Source organism: Pseudomonas chlororaphis (genome assembly GCF_001921865.1).
GTDB lineage: Bacteria > Pseudomonadota > Gammaproteobacteria > Pseudomonadales > Pseudomonadaceae > Aquipseudomonas > Aquipseudomonas chlororaphis_D.
Window position 1 is genome coordinate 17,904 of the sequence record NZ_MSCT01000021.1, and the last position, 17,521, is coordinate 35,424.

Here is a 17,521-nt window from a genome sequence, read left to right on the forward strand (position 1 = left end):
GAATCAGCCTTGTTTTTTAACGAGAGCTTCGACGATGTTCGACGGAGCTTCGGCGTATTTGGAGAATTCCATGGAGTAGCTCGCGCGACCCTGAGACATGGAACGAACGTCGGTCGCATAACCGAACATTTCACCCAGCGGCACTTCAGCACGGATAACCTTGCCGGACACCGAGTCATCCATACCCTGAATCAGACCACGACGACGGTTCAGGTCACCCATCACGTCACCCATGTAGTCCTCTGGGGTTACTACTTCAACCTTCATGATCGGCTCGAGCACAACGCCGCCGCCCTTCTGGGCCAGCTGCTTGGTCGCCATGGAGGCCGCCACCTTGAACGCCATCTCGTTGGAGTCGACGTCGTGGTAGGAACCATCAAACACGGTAGCCTTCAGGCCGATAAGCGGATAACCGGCAACGACGCCGTTCTTCATCTGCTCTTCGATACCCTTCTGGATCGCCGGGATGTATTCCTTAGGAACCACACCACCAACAACTTCGTTGGTGAAGACCAGACCTTCAGTGATGTTGCCGCTCGCATCGACATCCGGCTCCGAGAAACGGATCCAGCAGTGACCGAACTGACCACGACCACCGGATTGACGGACGAACTTGCCCTCAATCTCAACGTTGCTCTTGCTGATCTTCTCGCGGTACGAAACCTGCGGCTTGCCGATGTTGGCCTCGACGTTGAACTCGCGCTTCATGCGGTCAACGAGGATGTCCAGGTGCAGCTCGCCCATACCAGAGATGATGGTCTGACCAGTCTCTTCGTCGGTCTTGACGCGGAACGACGGGTCTTCCTGAGCCAGTTTGCCCAGCGCAATACCCATCTTCTCCTGGTCCTGCTTGGTTTTCGGCTCTACCGCCACCGAAATCACAGGCTCAGGGAAGTCCATACGCTCAAGAATGATCTGCTTGTCGAGATCGCACAGAGTGTCACCAGTGGTGACATCCTTCATGCCGATCAGGGCAGCGATGTCGCCTGCACGTACTTCCTTGATCTCTTCACGCTGGTTGGCGTGCATCTGCACCATACGACCAACGCGCTCTTTCTTGCCCTTGACCGAGTTGATCACGGAGTCGCCCGAGCTCAGGAAGCCCGAGTAAACGCGCACGAAAGTCAGAGTACCAACGAATGGGTCAGTCGCAATCTTGAATGCCAGAGCCGAGAACGGCTCCGCGTCGTCTGCATGACGCTCGTCGTAATCTGCCTCTACCAGCTCATCCTTCGGCTTCTCGATGAGATCCGGATGGATGCCCTTGATCGCAGGGATCTCGGTAGGAGCAGGCAGGAAGTCGATAACGGCGTCGAGAACCAGGGGAACGCCCTTGTTCTTGAACGAAGAACCACAGACAGCCGGAACGATCTCGCTAGCCAAGGTGCGCGCACGCAGGCCGGCCTTGATCTCTTCGGGAGTCAGGTCACCTTCTTCAAGGTACTTGTTCATCAGCTCTTCGTTGGCTTCGGCAGCAGCCTCAACCATGTTGGAGCGCCACTCGTTGGCCAGGTCCAGCATATCGGCAGGAATTTCTTCCTCACGATAGGTAGTACCCTTGTCGTCGTCGTTCCAGTAGATAGCCTTCATCTTGATCAGATCGACCTGACCTTCGAAGTTATCTTCAGCGCCGATAGCCAGCTGAACCGGAACCGGAGTGTGACCCAGGCGATTTTTGATCTGACCGACAACGCGCAGGAAGTTAGCACCGGCACGGTCCATCTTGTTCACGTAAACAACACGCGGAACGCCGTACTTGTTGGCTTGACGCCATACGGTTTCAGACTGAGGCTCAACGCCGGAAGTACCGCAGAACACAACGACCGCGCCGTCGAGTACGCGCAGAGAGCGCTCTACCTCAATGGTGAAGTCAACGTGACCAGGGGTATCGATAACGTTTACACGATAGTTATCGAATTGGCCGCGCGAACCTTTCCAGAAGGTAGTTACAGCAGCGGAGGTAATGGTAATACCCCGCTCCTGCTCCTGCACCATCCAGTCGGTGGTAGCAGCGCCGTCATGCACCTCACCCATCTTGTGGCTGAGACCTGTATAGAACAGGATCCGCTCGGTAGTGGTAGTCTTGCCCGCGTCAACGTGGGCACAGATACCAATGTTACGGTAGCGGTTGATTGCTGTAGTACGAGCCATAAAGCCCTCGCAAAATGAATGATGCCGATATTAGAAGCGGTAGTGCGAGAAAGCCTTGTTGGCTTCAGCCATACGGTGTACGTCTTCACGCTTCTTAACTGCAGCACCTTTGCCTTCGGCAGCGTCCAGCAGTTCGCCAGCCAAACGCAGAGCCATAGACTTCTCGCCGCGCTTACGGGCGAAGTCTACCAACCAGCGCATTGCCAGAGCGTTACGACGGGACGGACGAACTTCGACCGGAACCTGGTAAGTAGCACCGCCTACACGGCGCGACTTCACTTCGACCAGCGGAGCGATGGCGTCGAGAGCTTTCTCGAAGATTTCCAGGGGATCGCTGTTCTTGCGTTCTTTAACTTTGTCCAGCGCACCATAAACGATACGTTCGGCAACGGCTTTCTTGCCGCTTTCCATTACGTGGTTCATGAACTTGGCGAGGATCTGGCTTCCGTATTTCGGATCGTCCAGAATCTCACGTTTGGCTGCTACGCGACGTCTTGGCATGATAAGCCCTCAAACGGTCTTCAGGTTAGCTCGGGACAGTTGATCCAAAGGACTCGTGCCCGACCTTACTCTTATCGACTCAATAAAATAATTAACTGCAAACGGCCGATTACTTCGGACGCTTGGTACCGTACTTCGAACGACCTTGGTTACGACCTTTAACGCCGGAAGTATCCAGGGAGCCGCGAACGGTGTGGTAACGAACACCTGGCAAGTCTTTTACACGACCGCCACGGATCAGGACCACGCTGTGCTCTTGCAGGTTGTGGCCTTCACCACCGATGTACGAGGAAACCTCGAAACCGTTGGTCAGACGCACGCGGCATACTTTACGCAGTGCCGAGTTAGGTTTTTTCGGCGTAGTGGTATACACGCGAGTGCACACGCCACGACGTTGCGGGCAGTTCTGCAGCGCAGGCACGTCGGATTTCTCGACGATACGCTTACGCGGCTGACGTACCAGCTGGTTGATAGTTGCCATCTACTAGCTCCACTGTTGTCTTTCGACATAAACAAAATGGCAGGGCACAAGCCCCACCAAATTTAGGGGTACAAGAGTCTAAAGAGGATCTTGCCCCCAGTCAAGACGAGGCCCCGGCCTCCCCGATCAACGAACCACGACAAAATCGTCTTGATTCGTGAGCGAAAAAGCCGGGGCCCTATCTCAATCTACTGCAGACCTCAGTTACCGCTGGAGTTCAGCGCTTCGGTCAGTGCAGCTTCAACTTCACTTGCGCTTACGCGCAGAGGCTTGTCTGCATCACGGCGACGCTTGCGCTCGCTGTGATAGGCCAGACCGGTACCGGCCGGAATCAGACGACCCACGACCACGTTTTCTTTCAGGCCGCGCAGGTAGTCACGCTTGCCGGTTACCGCTGCTTCGGTCAGTACGCGAGTGGTCTCTTGGAAAGAGGCCGCCGAGATGAACGACTCAGTGGACAAGGACGCCTTAGTGATACCCAGCAGTACGCGGGTGAACTTGGAGATGAACTTGTCTTCAGTGCTCAGACGCTCGTTTTCTACCAGTACGTGAGTCAGTTCCATCTGGTCGCCCTTGATGAAGCTGGAGTCGCCGGACTCGGCGATCTCAACTTTACGCAGCATCTGACGCAGGATCGTCTCAATGTGCTTATCGTTGATCTTCACGCCCTGCAGACGGTAAACGTCCTGAATCTCGTTGACGATGTACTTGGCCAGCGCGCTCACACCCAGCAGACGCAGGATGTCATGCGGATCGCTTGGGCCGTCGGAGATAACTTCGCCGCGGTTTACCTGTTCGCCCTCGAAGACGTTCAGGTGGCGCCACTTCGGAATCAGCTCTTCGTACGGATCGCTGCCGTCGTTCGGGGTGATAACCAGACGGCGCTTGCCCTTGGTCTCTTTACCGAACGCGATGGTGCCGCTGACTTCAGCCAGGATCGAGGCCTCCTTCGGACGACGAGCTTCGAACAGGTCGGCAACACGCGGCAGACCACCGGTGATGTCACGAGTCTTCGAAGTTTCTTGCGGAATACGAGCGATAACGTCACCGATCGCGATCCGCGCACCATCCGCAACACCGACCAGGGCGTTGGCTGGCAGGAAGTACTGAGCCGGTACGTCAGTACCTGGCAACAGCAGATCCTTGCCATCGTCACCTACCATCTTCACTGCTGGACGGATGTCCTTACCAGCGGCCGGACGGTCTTTGACGTCAAGGACTTCAATGTTGGTCATACCGGTCAATTCGTCGGTTTGACGCTTGATCGTGATGCCTTCTTCCATGCCTACGTAGGTCACGGTACCTTTCATTTCGGTAACGATCGGGTGAGTGTGCGGATCCCACTTGGCCACGATAGAGCCAGCGTCGACCTTGTCGCCCTCTTTAACCGAAATCACAGCACCGTACGGCAGCTTGTAGCGTTCGCGCTCACGACCGAAGTCGTCAGCAATCGCCAGCTCGCCGGAACGGGACACAGCAACCAGATGACCATCCACTCGCTCAACGTGCTTCAGGTTGTGCAGACGGACGGTACCGCCATTTTTCACCTGAACGCTGTCAGCTGCCGAGGTCCGGCTTGCCGCACCACCGATGTGGAACGTACGCATAGTCAGCTGGGTGCCCGGCTCACCGATGGACTGGGCAGCAATAACGCCAACCGCCTCACCGATATTCACCTGATGCCCGCGAGCCAGGTCACGGCCATAGCACTTAGCGCAGATGCCGTAACGGGTTTCGCAGCTGATCGGCGAACGCACGATCACTTCGTCGATGCTGTTCAGCTCGATGAACTCAACCCACTTCTCGTCTACCAGGGTGCCGGCAGGAACGATAACGTCCTCGGTGCCTGGCTTGAATACGTCACGAGCGATAACACGACCCAATACGCGTTCACCCAACGGCTCTACAACGTCACCGCCTTCAATGTGCGGAGTCATCAGAAGACCGTGTTCGGTGCCGCAATCGATCTCGGTTACAACCAGATCCTGCGCCACGTCTACCAGACGACGAGTCAGGTAACCGGAGTTCGCAGTTTTCAACGCGGTATCCGCCAGACCTTTACGAGCACCGTGAGTCGAGATGAAGTACTGGAGTACGCTCAGACCTTCACGGAAGTTTGCAGTAATCGGCGTTTCAATGATGGAACCGTCCGGCTTGGCCATCAGGCCACGCATGCCGGCCAGCTGACGGATCTGCGCAGCAGAACCCCGCGCACCCGAGTCGGCCATCATGTACATCGAGTTGAACGATTCTTGCTCGACTTCGTCACCGTGACGGTCGATAACCTTTTCTTTCGAAAGGTTAGCCATCATCGCCTTGGAAACTTCGTCGTTCGCCTTCGACCAGAGGTCGATCACTTTGTTGTACTTCTCGCCCTGGGTTACCAGGCCGGAGGCGTACTGGCTTTCGATCTCTTTCACTTCGTCGGTAGCAGCACCGATGATGCGAGCCTTTTCATCCGGGATAACGAAGTCGTTAACGCCGATGGAAACGCCGGAAATGGTCGAGTAGGCAAAACCGGTGTACATCAACTGGTCAGCGAAGATCACGGTCTCTTTCAGACCTACCACGCGATAGCACTGGTTGATCAGCTTGGAGATCGCCTTCTTCTTCATCGGCAGGTTGACGACGTCGAAGGACAGACCTTTTGGCACGACCTGGAACAACAGCGCACGACCGACAGTAGTGTCGACAATACGAGTGGTGCTTACGCTGCCGCCGTCGCGATCGTTGACGGTTTCGTTGATACGAACCTTGATCTTGGCATGCAGCGCGGCTTCCCCGGCGCGGAATACACGGTCGACTTCCTGCAGATCCGCAAATACACGACCTTCGCCCTTGGCGTTGATCGCTTCACGAGTCATGTAGTACAGACCCAATACAACGTCCTGCGACGGAACGATGATTGGCTCGCCGTTGGCTGGCGACAGGATGTTGTTGGTCGACATCATCAACGCACGCGCTTCCAGCTGGGCTTCCAGCGTCAGCGGTACGTGCACGGCCATTTGGTCGCCGTCGAAGTCGGCGTTGTACGCGGCACAGACCAGAGGGTGAAGCTGGATAGCCTTGCCTTCGATCAGTACCGGTTCAAACGCCTGGATACCCAGACGGTGAAGGGTCGGTGCACGGTTGAGAAGCACTGGGTGTTCGCGAATCACTTCAGCGAGAACGTCCCAAACCTCTGGCAGCTCGCGCTCGACCATCTTCTTGGCGGCTTTGATGGTGGTGGCCAGGCCACGCATTTCCAACTTGCCAAAGATGAACGGCTTGAACAGCTCGAGAGCCATTTTCTTCGGCAGACCGCACTGGTGCAGACGCAGGGTCGGACCTACGGTAATTACCGAACGACCGGAGTAGTCAACACGCTTACCGAGCAAGTTCTGACGGAAACGACCCTGCTTACCCTTGATCATGTCGGCCAGGGATTTCAGAGGACGCTTGTTCGAACCGGTGATAGCGCGACCACGACGACCGTTGTCGAGCAGTGCGTCGACAGCTTCCTGCAACATACGTTTTTCGTTGCGCACGATGATGTCCGGAGCGGACAGATCGAGCAGGCGCTTCAAACGATTGTTACGGTTGATCACTCGACGATACAGATCGTTGAGGTCGGAAGTCGCGAAGCGACCGCCATCCAGCGGAACCAGTGGACGCAGGTCTGGCGGCAGAACCGGCAGAACGGTCAGCACCATCCACTCTGGCAGGTTGCCGGAACCCTGGAAGGCTTCCATCAGCTTCAGACGCTTGGACAGCTTCTTGATCTTGGTTTCCGAGTTGGTTTGCGGAATTTCTTCACGCAGACGGCCAATCTCGTGCTCCAGGTCGATAGCGTGCAACAGTTCGCGGACAGCCTCGGCACCCATGCGGGCATCGAAGTCATCACCGAACTCTTCCAGCGCTTCGAAGTACTGCTCATCGTTCAGCAGCTGACCTTTCTCAAGGGTGGTCATGCCAGGATCGATAACGACATAGCTCTCGAAGTAGAGAACACGCTCGATATCACGCAGGGTCATGTCCATCAGCAGGCCGATACGGGACGGCAGCGATTTCAGGAACCAGATGTGGGCAACCGGCGAAGCCAGCTCGATGTGCGCCATGCGCTCACGACGAACTTTGGCCAGCGCGACTTCAACGCCGCACTTCTCGCAGATCACACCGCGATGCTTCAAGCGCTTGTACTTACCGCACAGGCACTCGTAATCCTTTACCGGGCCAAAGATCTTGGCGCAGAACAGGCCGTCACGCTCAGGCTTGAACGTACGGTAGTTGATGGTTTCCGGCTTTTTAACTTCACCGAACGACCACGAACGGATCATCTCAGGCGAGGCCAATCCGATACGGATGGCGTCGAACTCTTCGACTTGACCCTGGTTTTTCAGCAAATTCAGTAGGTCTTTCAAGGCCTTTCCTCCTGGCGGAGCAGAGAGCGGGCAGTCCTGCCCCGCTCTCGATTCGCGTCACGTGTTATTCGGTTTCCAGATCGATATCGATGCCGAGGGAACGAATTTCCTTGATCAACACGTTGAAGGACTCGGGCATGCCCGGCTCCATACGGTGATCGCCGTCCACGATGTTTTTGTACATCTTGGTCCGACCGTTCACATCGTCCGACTTCACTGTGAGCATTTCTTGCAGAGTGTATGCAGCACCGTATGCTTCCAGTGCCCAGACCTCCATCTCCCCGAAACGCTGACCACCGAACTGCGCCTTACCACCCAGCGGCTGCTGGGTAACCAGGCTGTACGAACCGGTAGAACGAGCGTGCATCTTGTCGTCTACCAAGTGGTTCAGCTTCAGCATGTACATGTAGCCAACAGTAACCGGGCGCTCGAACTTGTTGCCGGTACGGCCGTCGGTCAACTGCATCTGGCCGCTCTCTGGCAGGTCTGCCAGTTTCAGCATGGCCTTGATTTCGCTTTCCTTGGCACCGTCGAACACCGGAGTGGCCATCGGCACGCCGCCGCGCAAGTTCTTCGCCAGATCCAGGATTTCCTGATCGGAGAAGCTATCCAGATCTTCGTTACGGCCACCGATCTGGTTGTAGATCTCGTCCAGGAACTTACGCAGTTCCGCGACCTTGCGCTGCTCTTCAACCATACGGTTGATCTTCTCGCCCAGACCTTTGGCTGCGAGGCCCAAGTGGGTTTCGAGAATCTGACCAACGTTCATACGCGAAGGTACGCCCAATGGGTTGAGGACAACGTCGACCGGGGTGCCATTGGCATCGTGCGGCATGTCTTCGACCGGCATGATCACGGAGACCACACCCTTGTTACCGTGACGACCGGCCATCTTGTCGCCCGGCTGGATGCGACGACGGATAGCCAGGTAGACCTTGACGATCTTCAGCACGCCTGGAGCCAGGTCATCGCCCTGCTGCAGCTTGCGCTTCTTGTCTTCGAACTTGTCGTCCAGCAGACGGCGGCGATCAACGATGTAGGCCTGGGCCTTCTCGAGTTGCTCGTTCAGCGCGTCTTCAGCCATGCGCAGCTTGAACCACTGACCATGCTCAAGACCATCGAGCACTTCGTCAGTGATTTCCTGACCTTTCTTCAGGCCAGCGCCGCCTTCGGCTTTGTGGCCGACCAGAGCGGAACGCAGACGTTCGAAAGTCGCGCCTTCAACGATACGGAACTCTTCGTTCAGATCCTTGCGGATCTCGTCGAGCTGGCTCTTCTCGATCGACAGGGCACGAGCATCGCGCTCCACGCCGTCGCGAGTAAAGACTTGCACGTCAATAACAGTACCCTTGGTGCCGGTAGGCACACGCAGGGAAGTGTCTTTAACGTCACTGGCTTTCTCACCGAAGATCGCACGCAACAGCTTCTCTTCCGGAGTCAGTTGGGTCTCGCCCTTTGGAGTGACCTTACCGACCAGGATGTCGCCAGCGCCAACTTCAGCACCAACATAAACGATACCGGCTTCGTCCAGCTTGTTCAGCGCAGCCTCACCCACGTTCGGGATGTCCGCAGTGATTTCCTCTGGGCCAAGCTTGGTGTCACGAGCCACACAGGTCAGTTCCTGGATGTGAATCGTGGTGAAGCGATCTTCCTGAACCACACGCTCGGACAGGCAGATGGAGTCTTCGAAGTTGAAGCCGTTCCACGCCATGAATGCGATACGCATGTTCTGACCCAGAGCCAGCTCACCCATGTCGGTGGACGGGCCGTCAGCCATGATGTCACTGCGCTGAACCCGATCACCCTTGCTGACCAGCGGACGCTGGTTGATGCAAGTGTTCTGGTTGGAGCGGGTGTATTTGGTCAGGTTGTAGATGTCGACACCGGCTTCGCCCGGTTCAACTTCGTCATCAGCAACACGCACCACGATACGGCTGGCATCAACCGAATCGATCACGCCGCCACGACGAGCCACGACGCAAACGCCGGAGTCACGAGCAACGTTACGCTCCATGCCGGTACCTACCAGCGGCTTGTCGGCACGCAGGGTTGGTACAGCCTGACGCTGCATGTTCGAACCCATCAACGCCCGGTTGGCGTCGTCGTGCTCGAGGAACGGAATCAGCGACGCAGCAACCGAAACTACCTGCTTCGGCGAAACGTCCATCAGGGTGACGTCTTCCGGCGCCTTGACGGTGAATTCGTTCAGGTGACGAACAGCTACCAGCTCATCGATCAGGTGACCCTTGTCGTTCATGGTCGCCGAAGCCTGGGCGATCACGTGATCGGCCTCTTCGATAGCGGACAGGAACACAATCTCGTCAGTTACCAGCGCATCTTTCACCACGCGGTACGGGCTCTCGAGGAAACCGTACTGGTTGGTGCGCGCGTAGGCCGCCAAGGAGTTGATCAGACCGATGTTCGGACCTTCCGGCGTTTCAATCGGGCACACACGACCGTAGTGAGTCGGGTGTACGTCACGAACTTCAAAGCCGGCACGCTCACGGGTCAGACCGCCTGGGCCGAGTGCAGAGACACGACGCTTGTGGGTAATCTCAGACAGCGGGTTGTTCTGGTCCATGAACTGGGACAGCTGGCTGGAACCGAAGAACTCTTTCACCGCCGCAGCCACTGGCTTGGCGTTGATCAGGTCTTGCGGCATCAGGCCTTCGCTCTCAGCCATCGACAGACGCTCTTTAACCGCGCGCTCTACACGCACCAGGCCAACGCGGAACTGGTTCTCGGCCATCTCGCCTACGCAGCGAACGCGACGGTTACCCAAGTGGTCGATGTCATCGACGATGCCTTTGCCGTTACGGATGTCGACCAGAGTCTTCAGGACCGCGACGATGTCTTCCTTGCACAGCACGCCCGAACCTTCGATCTCGGTACGACCGATACGACGGTTGAACTTCATCCGGCCGACCGCAGACAGGTCATAACGCTCAGGACTGAAGAACAGGTTGTTGAACAGGGTCTCGGCCGCATCCTTGGTTGGAGGCTCGCCAGGACGCATCATGCGATAGATCTCGACCAACGCTTCCAGCTGATTGGTGGTGGAATCGATCTTCAGAGTGTCGGAAACGAACGGACCGCAATCGATATCGTTGGTGTACAGAGTTTCGATGCGCACAACCTGGGCCTTGGCGATTTTCGCCAGGATCTCGGTGTTCAGCTCGGTGTTGCACTCTGCCAGGATTTCGCCGGTGGCCGGATGCACGATGACCTTGGCGGTAGTGCGACCCAGGACATAATCCAGAGGCACATCCAGCTCTTTGATCCCGGCTTTTTCCAGCTGGTTGATGTGGCGAGCGGTAATACGACGGCCCTGCTCGACAATAACCTTGCCCTTGTCATCCTGAATATCGAGGACGGCAATTTCACCACGCAGGCGCTGAGGCACCAGCTCCAGGCTCAGGCTTTCGCCACGCACGTGGAATACGTTGGTGGTGTAGAAAGCATCCAGCACTTCTTCAGTGGTGTAGCCCAGCGCACGCAGCAGTACCGACGCAGGCAGCTTGCGGCGACGGTCGATACGCACGAATACGCAGTCCTTCGGATCGAACTCGAAGTCCAACCAGGAGCCGCGGTAAGGGATGATACGTGCGGAGTACAACAGCTTACCGGAGCTGTGCGTCTTACCACGGTCGTGGTCGAAGAATACGCCAGGCGAACGGTGCAGCTGGGAAACGATTACACGCTCGGTACCATTGATTACGAAGGTACCGTTTTCAGTCATCAGGGGGATTTCACCCATGTAGACTTCTTGTTCCTTGATGTCCTTGATCGCTTTGTTCGACGACTCTTTGTCGAAAATGATCAGACGAACTTTTACCCGCAAAGGTACGGCGTAAGTTACACCGCGCAGCACGCATTCTTTGACATCAAATGCCGGTTCGCCCAGGCGATAACCGACATACTCCAACGCAGCATTGCCGGAGTAGCTGATGATCGGGAAAACGGATTTGAAGGCCGCATGCAGGCCCACGTCGCGGAACTGATCTTTAGTCGCTCCCGCTTGCAAGAATTCACGATACGAATCCAGCTGGATGGCCAGGAGGTACGGCACATCCATGACGTCCGGCAACTTGCTAAAGTCCTTGCGGATACGTTTTTTCTCAGTGTATGAGTAAGCCATCAGCGTTCCCCAGCTTGGTCACCTGCTTATTCGGCTTCTCCCGACGGGAGCAGCCAGAAAATCGTGCAAACCCTATGGTTTGCGCCACCGCACAGGGTGGAGTACAGCACGTTAGAGACACCGACCCAGTCGGTTGCCAATAACGGAAAAAGGCCGGTGGCAAAAGCCACCAGCCATCAGCCTTCCGCTTAACGCTTGGGCTGGAGACACAAAGTCGATGCTTACTTCAGCTCGACTTTAGCGCCTGCTTCTTCCAGAGCTGCTTTGGCTTTGTCAGCGGCTTCTTTAGCAACGCCTTCCAGAACCATTGCAGGAGCGCCGTCAACTACAGCCTTGGCTTCTTTCAGGCCCAGACCGGTCAGCTCACGTACAGCCTTGATCACGTTAACTTTCTTCTCGCCAGCTTCGGTCAGCATGACGTTGAATTCAGTTTGCTCTTCAACAACAGCGGCAGCAGCAGCTGGGCCAGCAGCGGCAACAGCAGCGGTAACGCCGAAGGTTTCTTCCATTGCTTTGATCAGCTCAACAACTTCCAGAACGGTTTTCTGGCCGATTGCTTCGATGATTTGCTCGTTAGTCAGAGACATGACTATAAATTCCTGTATTGGGGTGACAGCCTACGCAGCCATCAAATTAAACATATGATTTTGAAAGGGCTTGCAGTGCCTTAGGCAGCAGCAGCTTCTTTCTGGTCGCGAATGGCCGCCAGAGTACGAGCCAGCTTGCTGGTAGCGCCTTGGATCACGCTCATCAGCTTCGCAATAGCTTCGTCGCGAGTTGGCAGCGAAGCCAACACGTCGATCTCGTTTGCTGCGAGGTACTTGCCCTCGAACGCAGCTGCCTTGATCTCGAACTTGTCCTGACCCTTTGCGAACTCTTTGAAAATACGGGCAGCAGCGCCCGGATGTTCCTTGGAGAATGCAATCAGGGTAGGGCCGACGAACGCGTCGTTGAGCACGTCATATTGAGTGCCTTCAACAGCGCGCTTGAGCAGGGTGTTACGTACGACACGTACATACACGCCAGCTTCGCGGGCCTCTTTACGGAGTCCGGTCATAGCGCCTACTGTCACACCACGGGCGTCAGCCACAACAGCGGACAGGGCACCTTTGGCAGCCTCGTTGACTTCAGCGACGATGGCCTTCTTGTCTTCGAGTTTAATTGCCACGGGTTTAACTCCTGCTTGTTACCGTTTCATCCAACCTGGGCTGGATGTCGTTTTGGTGTCTGATTCGGTAAGGAACCGGGAGCACCATCTGCGTAGGCTTGTGGTTTAAGACTTTCGTCGCCTACGGTCTTGGATAGCCCCCGCCAGGCAGGGACCCCAATCTTTCAACTGGCGCAATCGCTTGCGCCAGCTTGTGTCTTATACGTCCAGCGAGCTTTGGTCGATGACCAGGCCTGGGCCCATGGTGGTGCTCAGGGTAACGCGCTTGACGTAGATACCTTTCGAGGAAGCTGGCTTGATACGCTTAAGATCAGCGATCAGGGCTTCAACGTTTTCCTTCAGCTTGACCGCGTCGAAACCGACCTTGCCAACGGAGGTATGGATAATGCCGTTTTTGTCGGTGCGATAACGAACCTGACCGGCCTTGGCGTTCTTAACAGCGCCAGCTACGTCTGGAGTTACGGTACCAACCTTAGGGTTAGGCATCAGGCCGCGCGGACCGAGAACCTGACCCAGCTGACCTACAACGCGCATTGCATCCGGGGAAGCAATAACTACGTCATAGTTCAGGTCGCCGCCTTTCATTTCGGCAGCCAGGTCGTCCATACCTACGCGATCAGCGCCGGCAGCCAGGGCAGCTTCAGCAGCTGGACCTTGGGTGAACACAGCTACACGTACAGTCTTGCCAGTGCCATGCGGCAGCACAGTCGCGCTGCGAACAACCTGGTCGGATTTACGTGGGTCAACACCCAGGTTTACAGCGACGTCAACAGACTCGCTGAACTTGACGGTCGACAGCTCGGTCAGGAGAGCAGCTGCGTCTACGAAGCTGTAGGCCTTACCCGCTTCAATCTTGCCGGCGATAGCCTTTTGGCGCTTGGTCAGCTTAGCCATTACACACCCTCCACGTTAAGGCCCATGCTACGAGCAGAACCGGCGATAGTACGCACGGCTGCATCCATATCAGCTGCAGTCAGATCCGCGTTTTTGGTTTTCGCGATTTCTTCCAGCTGAGCACGGGTAACGGTGCCAACCTTAACGGTGTTCGGACGAGCAGAACCGCTGGTCAGACCAGCAGCTTTCTTCAGCAGAACCGAAGCGGGGGTGCTCTTAGTTTCGAAAGTGAAGCTGCGGTCACTGTAAACAGTGATGATCACTGGAGTCGGCAGGCCTGGCTCGAGACCCTGAGTACGGGCGTTGAAAGCCTTGCAGAATTCCATGATGTTCACGCCGTGCTGACCCAGAGCTGGGCCGACGGGTGGACTTGGGTTGGCCTGTGCGGCCTTCACTTGCAGCTTGATGTAAGCAGTAATCTTCTTAGCCATGAGGCACTCCAATTACGGGTTCAAACGCCTAGAAAGGCTCCCCGGTTACTTGCGCGTTTATCCCAGTGACGACAAAACCCCACAGCCTTGGGCTGCGGGGTATGGGATTCTCGTCCAGCTATGCCTTTTCGACCTGACTGAACTCTAGCTCTACCGGAGTAGAGCGTCCGAAAATAAGCACGGCCACTTGGATCCGGCTCTTTTCGTAGTTAACTTCTTCAACGGTGCCGTTAAAATCAGCAAACGGACCATCAGTAACACGAACGACCTCACCCGGCTCAAACAGAGTCTTAGGCTTCGGCTTGTCGCTACCATCAGCAACACGACGCAAAATTGCTTCTGCCTCTTTGTCCGTGATCGGCGCAGGCTTATCGGCTGTACCACCGATAAAGCCCATCACCCGAGGAGTGTCCTTGACCAAGTGCCAAGTCCCCTCATTCATATCCATCTGAACCAGCACATAACCAGGGAAGAACTTACGCTCGCTTTTGCGCTTCTGGCCATTACGCATCTCAACCACTTCTTCAGTGGGAACCAGAATTTCGCCAAAACCATCTTCCATGCCAGCCAGCTTTACGCGCTCGATCAACGAGCGCATAACATGCTTCTCGTAACCCGAGTAAGCATGCACAACGTACCAACGCTTAGCCACGGGACACCCTTAGCCAACAATCAAGGAAACGAGCCAGCCGAGCAGGGAGTCGAGACCCCACAACAGCAACGCCATAACCAGAACAACAGCCACCACGATCAACGTGGTCTGCGTGGTTTCTTGGCGAGTCGGCCATACGACTTTACGGATCTCAGTGCGAGCTTCCTTAACCAGCGCAAAGAAAGACTTACCCTTCGCAGTCTGCAGCCCCACAAAGGCAGCAACAGCAGCAATGGCAAGCAAAGCAAGCACGCGGTACAGGATCGGCGAAGCAGAATAGTACTGATTACCGACAACACCAACGACCACCAAAGCGACCACTACAAGCCACTTGAGCAAATCGAAGCGAGAGTCTTGAGCTTCAGCCTTAGGAGTCATCTATGAAGATCCTGTGAAAAGAAAGCCAGACACACCGAGTGAATCTGGCAGGTCAGGAGGGAATCGAACCCCCAACCTACGGTTTTGGAGACCGTCGCTCTGCCAATTGAGCTACTGACCTAAAAACAAAATCAGGCCGACCATTATGCCGGCCCGATGGAGATATTTCAAGAACTTACTCGATGACTTTGGCCACGACGCCAGCGCCGACGGTACGACCGCCTTCACGGATAGCGAAACGCAGACCATCTTCCATCGCGATGGTTTTGATCAGGGTGACAACCATTTGGATGTTGTCGCCTGGCATTACCATTTCAACGCCTTCTGGCAGCTCGCAGTTACCGGTCACGTCAGTAGTACGGAAGTAGAACTGTGGACGGTAGCCTTTGAAGAACGGAGTATGGCGACCGCCTTCTTCCTTGCTCAGAACGTAAACTTCTGCGGTGAACTTGGTGTGCGGCTTAACGGTACCTGGCTTAACCAGAACCTGACCACGCTCCACGTCGTCACGCTTGGTGCCACGCAGCAGAACGCCGCAGTTCTCACCAGCACGACCTTCGTCGAGCAGCTTGCGGAACATTTCAACGCCTGTGCAGGTAGTTTTCTGAGTATCGCGCAGACCAACGATCTCAACTTCTTCCTGGATACGGACGATGCCACGCTCAACACGACCAGTCACAACAGTACCGCGACCCGAGATCGAGAATACGTCTTCGATTGGCATCAGGAACGGCTTGTCGATGGCACGCTCAGGCTCTGGGATGTAGGTATCCAGAGTTTCTACCAGACGCTTAACAGCGGTGGTACCCATTTCGTTGTCGTCTTGGCCGTTCAGAGCCATCAGAGCCGAACCGATGATGATTGGAGTGTCATCACCTGGGAAGTCGTAAGTGCTCAGCAGATCGCGCACTTCCATCTCAACCAGTTCCAGCAGCTCAGCGTCGTCAACCATGTCAGCCTTGTTCAGGAAGACAACGATGTACGGAACGCCAACCTGACGGGACAGCAGGATGTGCTCACGAGTTTGCGGCATCGGACCATCAGCGGCCGAGCAAACCAGGATCGCGCCATCCATCTGGGCAGCACCGGTGATCATGTTTTTTACGTAGTCGGCGTGACCCGGGCAGTCAACGTGTGCGTAGTGACGCACGGACGAATCGTATTCAACGTGAGCGGTGTTGATGGTGATACCGCGAGCTTTTTCTTCCGGGGCGCTATCGATCTTGTCGAAGTCAACCTTGGCCGAACCGAAAACTTCGGAGCAGACGCGGGTCAGAGCAGCGGTCAGAGTGGTTTTACCGTGGTCAACGTGACCAATGGTACCAACGTTGACGTGCGGCTTATTACGTTCGAACTTTTCCTTAGCCATCGAAATCACCCCTAGGAGAAGAATTAAGCAAGTCACACAAGCCATTAAAACAAAGGCAGATATTTTCATATCTGCCTTGTTATATGGAGCTCTTGAGCGGATTTGAACCGCTGACCTCACCCTTACCAAGGGTGTGCTCTACCAACTGAGCTACAAGAGCGAAACACTTCGCACAACCTGCAAACTTGGAGCGGGTAGCGGGAATCGAACCCGCATCATCAGCTTGGAAGGCTGAGGTTCTACCACTAAACTATACCCGCGGAGCCTGCAGCTCACGCTAAAATCTGGTGGAGGGGGAAGGATTCGAACCTTCGAAGTCGTAGACGTCAGATTTACAGTCTGATCCCTTTGGCCGCTCGGGAACCCCTCCTAAGCGAGGCAGCATTCTACATCATGCCACCCTTCTGTCAAGCATTTTCTCATTAAAAACCTGAGCTTAGCTGCGTGACACTGCTTCACCGTGCCACCCCTTCAAGAGGTCTTCACTGCGGAGCGGGCGCCATTCTATGCAAACTATTCGGCAGTTGCAATGCCTTCACATGACATTATTTTATGTTTTAACTCATTGAATTCTTTAGCAAGATTCTGAAGCTGCGATTCATCCAGCAAATGCTGGCTTTCAGGAGATACACGCAACCAGTAACCCGATGCATCAGGCAGACCCAAGGACTCCAACCTGGACTCCACACCCAGGCCTGACAAACGCTGCTCAAGCATCTGGGCTAGATCCCGACGAGAAAAACCACCCATATAGAGGCAATCACCCTGAGCCTCAGCACGCTTGCCCCGCCTTGCAACTGCATCAACAGACTCACTCAGCAACCGAATATCTTGCCGAGTCCCTTTATAAAGCGACAGAGGCATCACTTCCTTGGCACGCAAAGGCGCTTCCTGCTGATGCCAAACGTAATAGAACACATTGAGAACCAGGAACAGCAGGAATAGCCAGCGCATAAAA

At 55.6% G+C, this 17,521-nt stretch carries 13 protein-coding genes and 4 tRNA genes; all 17 read right to left on the reverse strand.

Annotated features, from left to right (window positions below; all coding sequences use genetic code 11):
- Positions 1 to 3: 3 nt before the first annotated feature.
- Entirely contained in the window at positions 4 to 2,151 is a 2,148-nt protein-coding gene (fusA, locus tag BTN82_RS26685; RefSeq protein WP_075122037.1) for an elongation factor G, read from the reverse strand.
- 30 nt (positions 2,152 to 2,181) lie between these two features.
- Positions 2,182 to 2,652 (reverse strand): 30S ribosomal protein S7, encoded by a 471-nt coding sequence (rpsG, locus tag BTN82_RS26690; RefSeq protein WP_003186074.1) that lies wholly within the window; start codon positions 2,650 to 2,652, stop codon positions 2,182 to 2,184.
- Positions 2,653 to 2,761: 109 nt separating this feature from the next.
- Complete coding sequence (gene rpsL / locus BTN82_RS26695) at positions 2,762 to 3,133, reverse strand: 30S ribosomal protein S12 (protein ID WP_003186084.1); 372 nt, start codon at positions 3,131 to 3,133, stop codon at positions 2,762 to 2,764.
- Between the two features lie 200 nt (positions 3,134 to 3,333).
- Positions 3,334 to 7,533, reverse strand: coding sequence for a DNA-directed RNA polymerase subunit beta' (gene rpoC, locus BTN82_RS26700; protein WP_075122038.1), 4,200 nt, complete (start codon positions 7,531 to 7,533; stop codon positions 3,334 to 3,336).
- A gap of 64 nt (positions 7,534 to 7,597) precedes the next feature.
- Entirely contained in the window at positions 7,598 to 11,671 is a 4,074-nt protein-coding gene (rpoB, locus tag BTN82_RS26705; protein WP_075122039.1) for a DNA-directed RNA polymerase subunit beta, read from the reverse strand.
- A 221-nt stretch (positions 11,672 to 11,892) separates the two neighbouring features.
- Positions 11,893 to 12,258, reverse strand: a complete 366-nt coding sequence (gene rplL, locus BTN82_RS26710) for a 50S ribosomal protein L7/L12 (RefSeq protein ID WP_007925956.1) — start codon at positions 12,256 to 12,258, stop codon at positions 11,893 to 11,895.
- 80 nt (positions 12,259 to 12,338) lie between these two features.
- Positions 12,339 to 12,839, reverse strand: coding sequence for a 50S ribosomal protein L10 (rplJ, locus tag BTN82_RS26715; protein WP_075122040.1), 501 nt, complete (start codon positions 12,837 to 12,839; stop codon positions 12,339 to 12,341).
- Positions 12,840 to 13,037: 198 nt separating this feature from the next.
- Complete coding sequence (gene rplA / locus BTN82_RS26720) at positions 13,038 to 13,733, reverse strand: 50S ribosomal protein L1 (RefSeq protein WP_075122041.1); 696 nt, start codon at positions 13,731 to 13,733, stop codon at positions 13,038 to 13,040.
- On the reverse strand, positions 13,733 to 14,164 hold the full coding sequence (rplK, locus tag BTN82_RS26725; RefSeq protein WP_003176435.1) for a 50S ribosomal protein L11: 432 nt from the start codon (positions 14,162 to 14,164) through the stop codon (positions 13,733 to 13,735). The genes rplA and rplK overlap by 1 nt, the downstream gene beginning before the upstream one ends.
- A gap of 118 nt (positions 14,165 to 14,282) precedes the next feature.
- Positions 14,283 to 14,816, reverse strand: coding sequence for a transcription termination/antitermination protein NusG (nusG, locus tag BTN82_RS26730; protein ID WP_002555501.1), 534 nt, complete (start codon positions 14,814 to 14,816; stop codon positions 14,283 to 14,285).
- A gap of 9 nt (positions 14,817 to 14,825) precedes the next feature.
- Positions 14,826 to 15,194: a preprotein translocase subunit SecE gene (gene secE, locus BTN82_RS26735; protein WP_075122042.1), complete on the reverse strand. Its 369-nt coding sequence runs from the start codon at positions 15,192 to 15,194 to the stop codon at positions 14,826 to 14,828.
- A gap of 45 nt (positions 15,195 to 15,239) precedes the next feature.
- A tRNA-Trp gene (locus BTN82_RS26740) sits at positions 15,240 to 15,315 on the reverse strand.
- A gap of 54 nt (positions 15,316 to 15,369) precedes the next feature.
- Positions 15,370 to 16,563, reverse strand: coding sequence for an elongation factor Tu (gene tuf / locus BTN82_RS26745; RefSeq protein WP_075122036.1), 1,194 nt, complete (start codon positions 16,561 to 16,563; stop codon positions 15,370 to 15,372).
- 84 nt (positions 16,564 to 16,647) lie between these two features.
- Positions 16,648 to 16,723, reverse strand: a tRNA-Thr gene (locus BTN82_RS26750).
- A gap of 26 nt (positions 16,724 to 16,749) precedes the next feature.
- A tRNA-Gly gene (locus tag BTN82_RS26755) sits at positions 16,750 to 16,823 on the reverse strand.
- 25 nt (positions 16,824 to 16,848) lie between these two features.
- Positions 16,849 to 16,933 (reverse strand) — tRNA-Tyr (locus BTN82_RS26760).
- A 143-nt stretch (positions 16,934 to 17,076) separates the two neighbouring features.
- Entirely contained in the window at positions 17,077 to 17,517 is a 441-nt protein-coding gene (locus BTN82_RS26765) for a hypothetical protein (protein WP_075122043.1), read from the reverse strand.
- Between the last annotated feature and the right edge of the window lie 4 nt (positions 17,518 to 17,521).

Excerpts from the sequence above, each read along its gene's own strand:
- fusA (WP_075122037.1), bottom strand. The coding sequence starts at position 2,151 with ATGGCTCGTACTACAGCAATCAACCGCTACCGTAACATTGGTATCTGT.
- rpsG (WP_003186074.1), bottom strand. The coding sequence starts at position 2,652 with ATGCCAAGACGTCGCGTAGCAGCCAAACGTGAGATTCTGGACGATCCG.
- rpsL (WP_003186084.1), bottom strand. The coding sequence starts at position 3,133 with ATGGCAACTATCAACCAGCTGGTACGTCAGCCGCGTAAGCGTATCGTC.
- rpoB (WP_075122039.1), bottom strand. The coding sequence starts at position 11,671 with ATGGCTTACTCATACACTGAGAAAAAACGTATCCGCAAGGACTTTAGC.
- rplL (WP_007925956.1), bottom strand. The coding sequence starts at position 12,258 with ATGTCTCTGACTAACGAGCAAATCATCGAAGCAATCGGCCAGAAAACC.
- rplA (WP_075122041.1), bottom strand. The coding sequence starts at position 13,733 with ATGGCTAAGCTGACCAAGCGCCAAAAGGCTATCGCCGGCAAGATTGAA.
- rplK (WP_003176435.1), bottom strand. The coding sequence starts at position 14,164 with ATGGCTAAGAAGATTACTGCTTACATCAAGCTGCAAGTGAAGGCCGCA.
- secE (WP_075122042.1), bottom strand. The coding sequence starts at position 15,194 with ATGACTCCTAAGGCTGAAGCTCAAGACTCTCGCTTCGATTTGCTCAAG.
- tuf (WP_075122036.1), bottom strand. The coding sequence starts at position 16,563 with ATGGCTAAGGAAAAGTTCGAACGTAATAAGCCGCACGTCAACGTTGGT.
- BTN82_RS26765 (WP_075122043.1), bottom strand. The coding sequence starts at position 17,517 with ATGCGCTGGCTATTCCTGCTGTTCCTGGTTCTCAATGTGTTCTATTAC.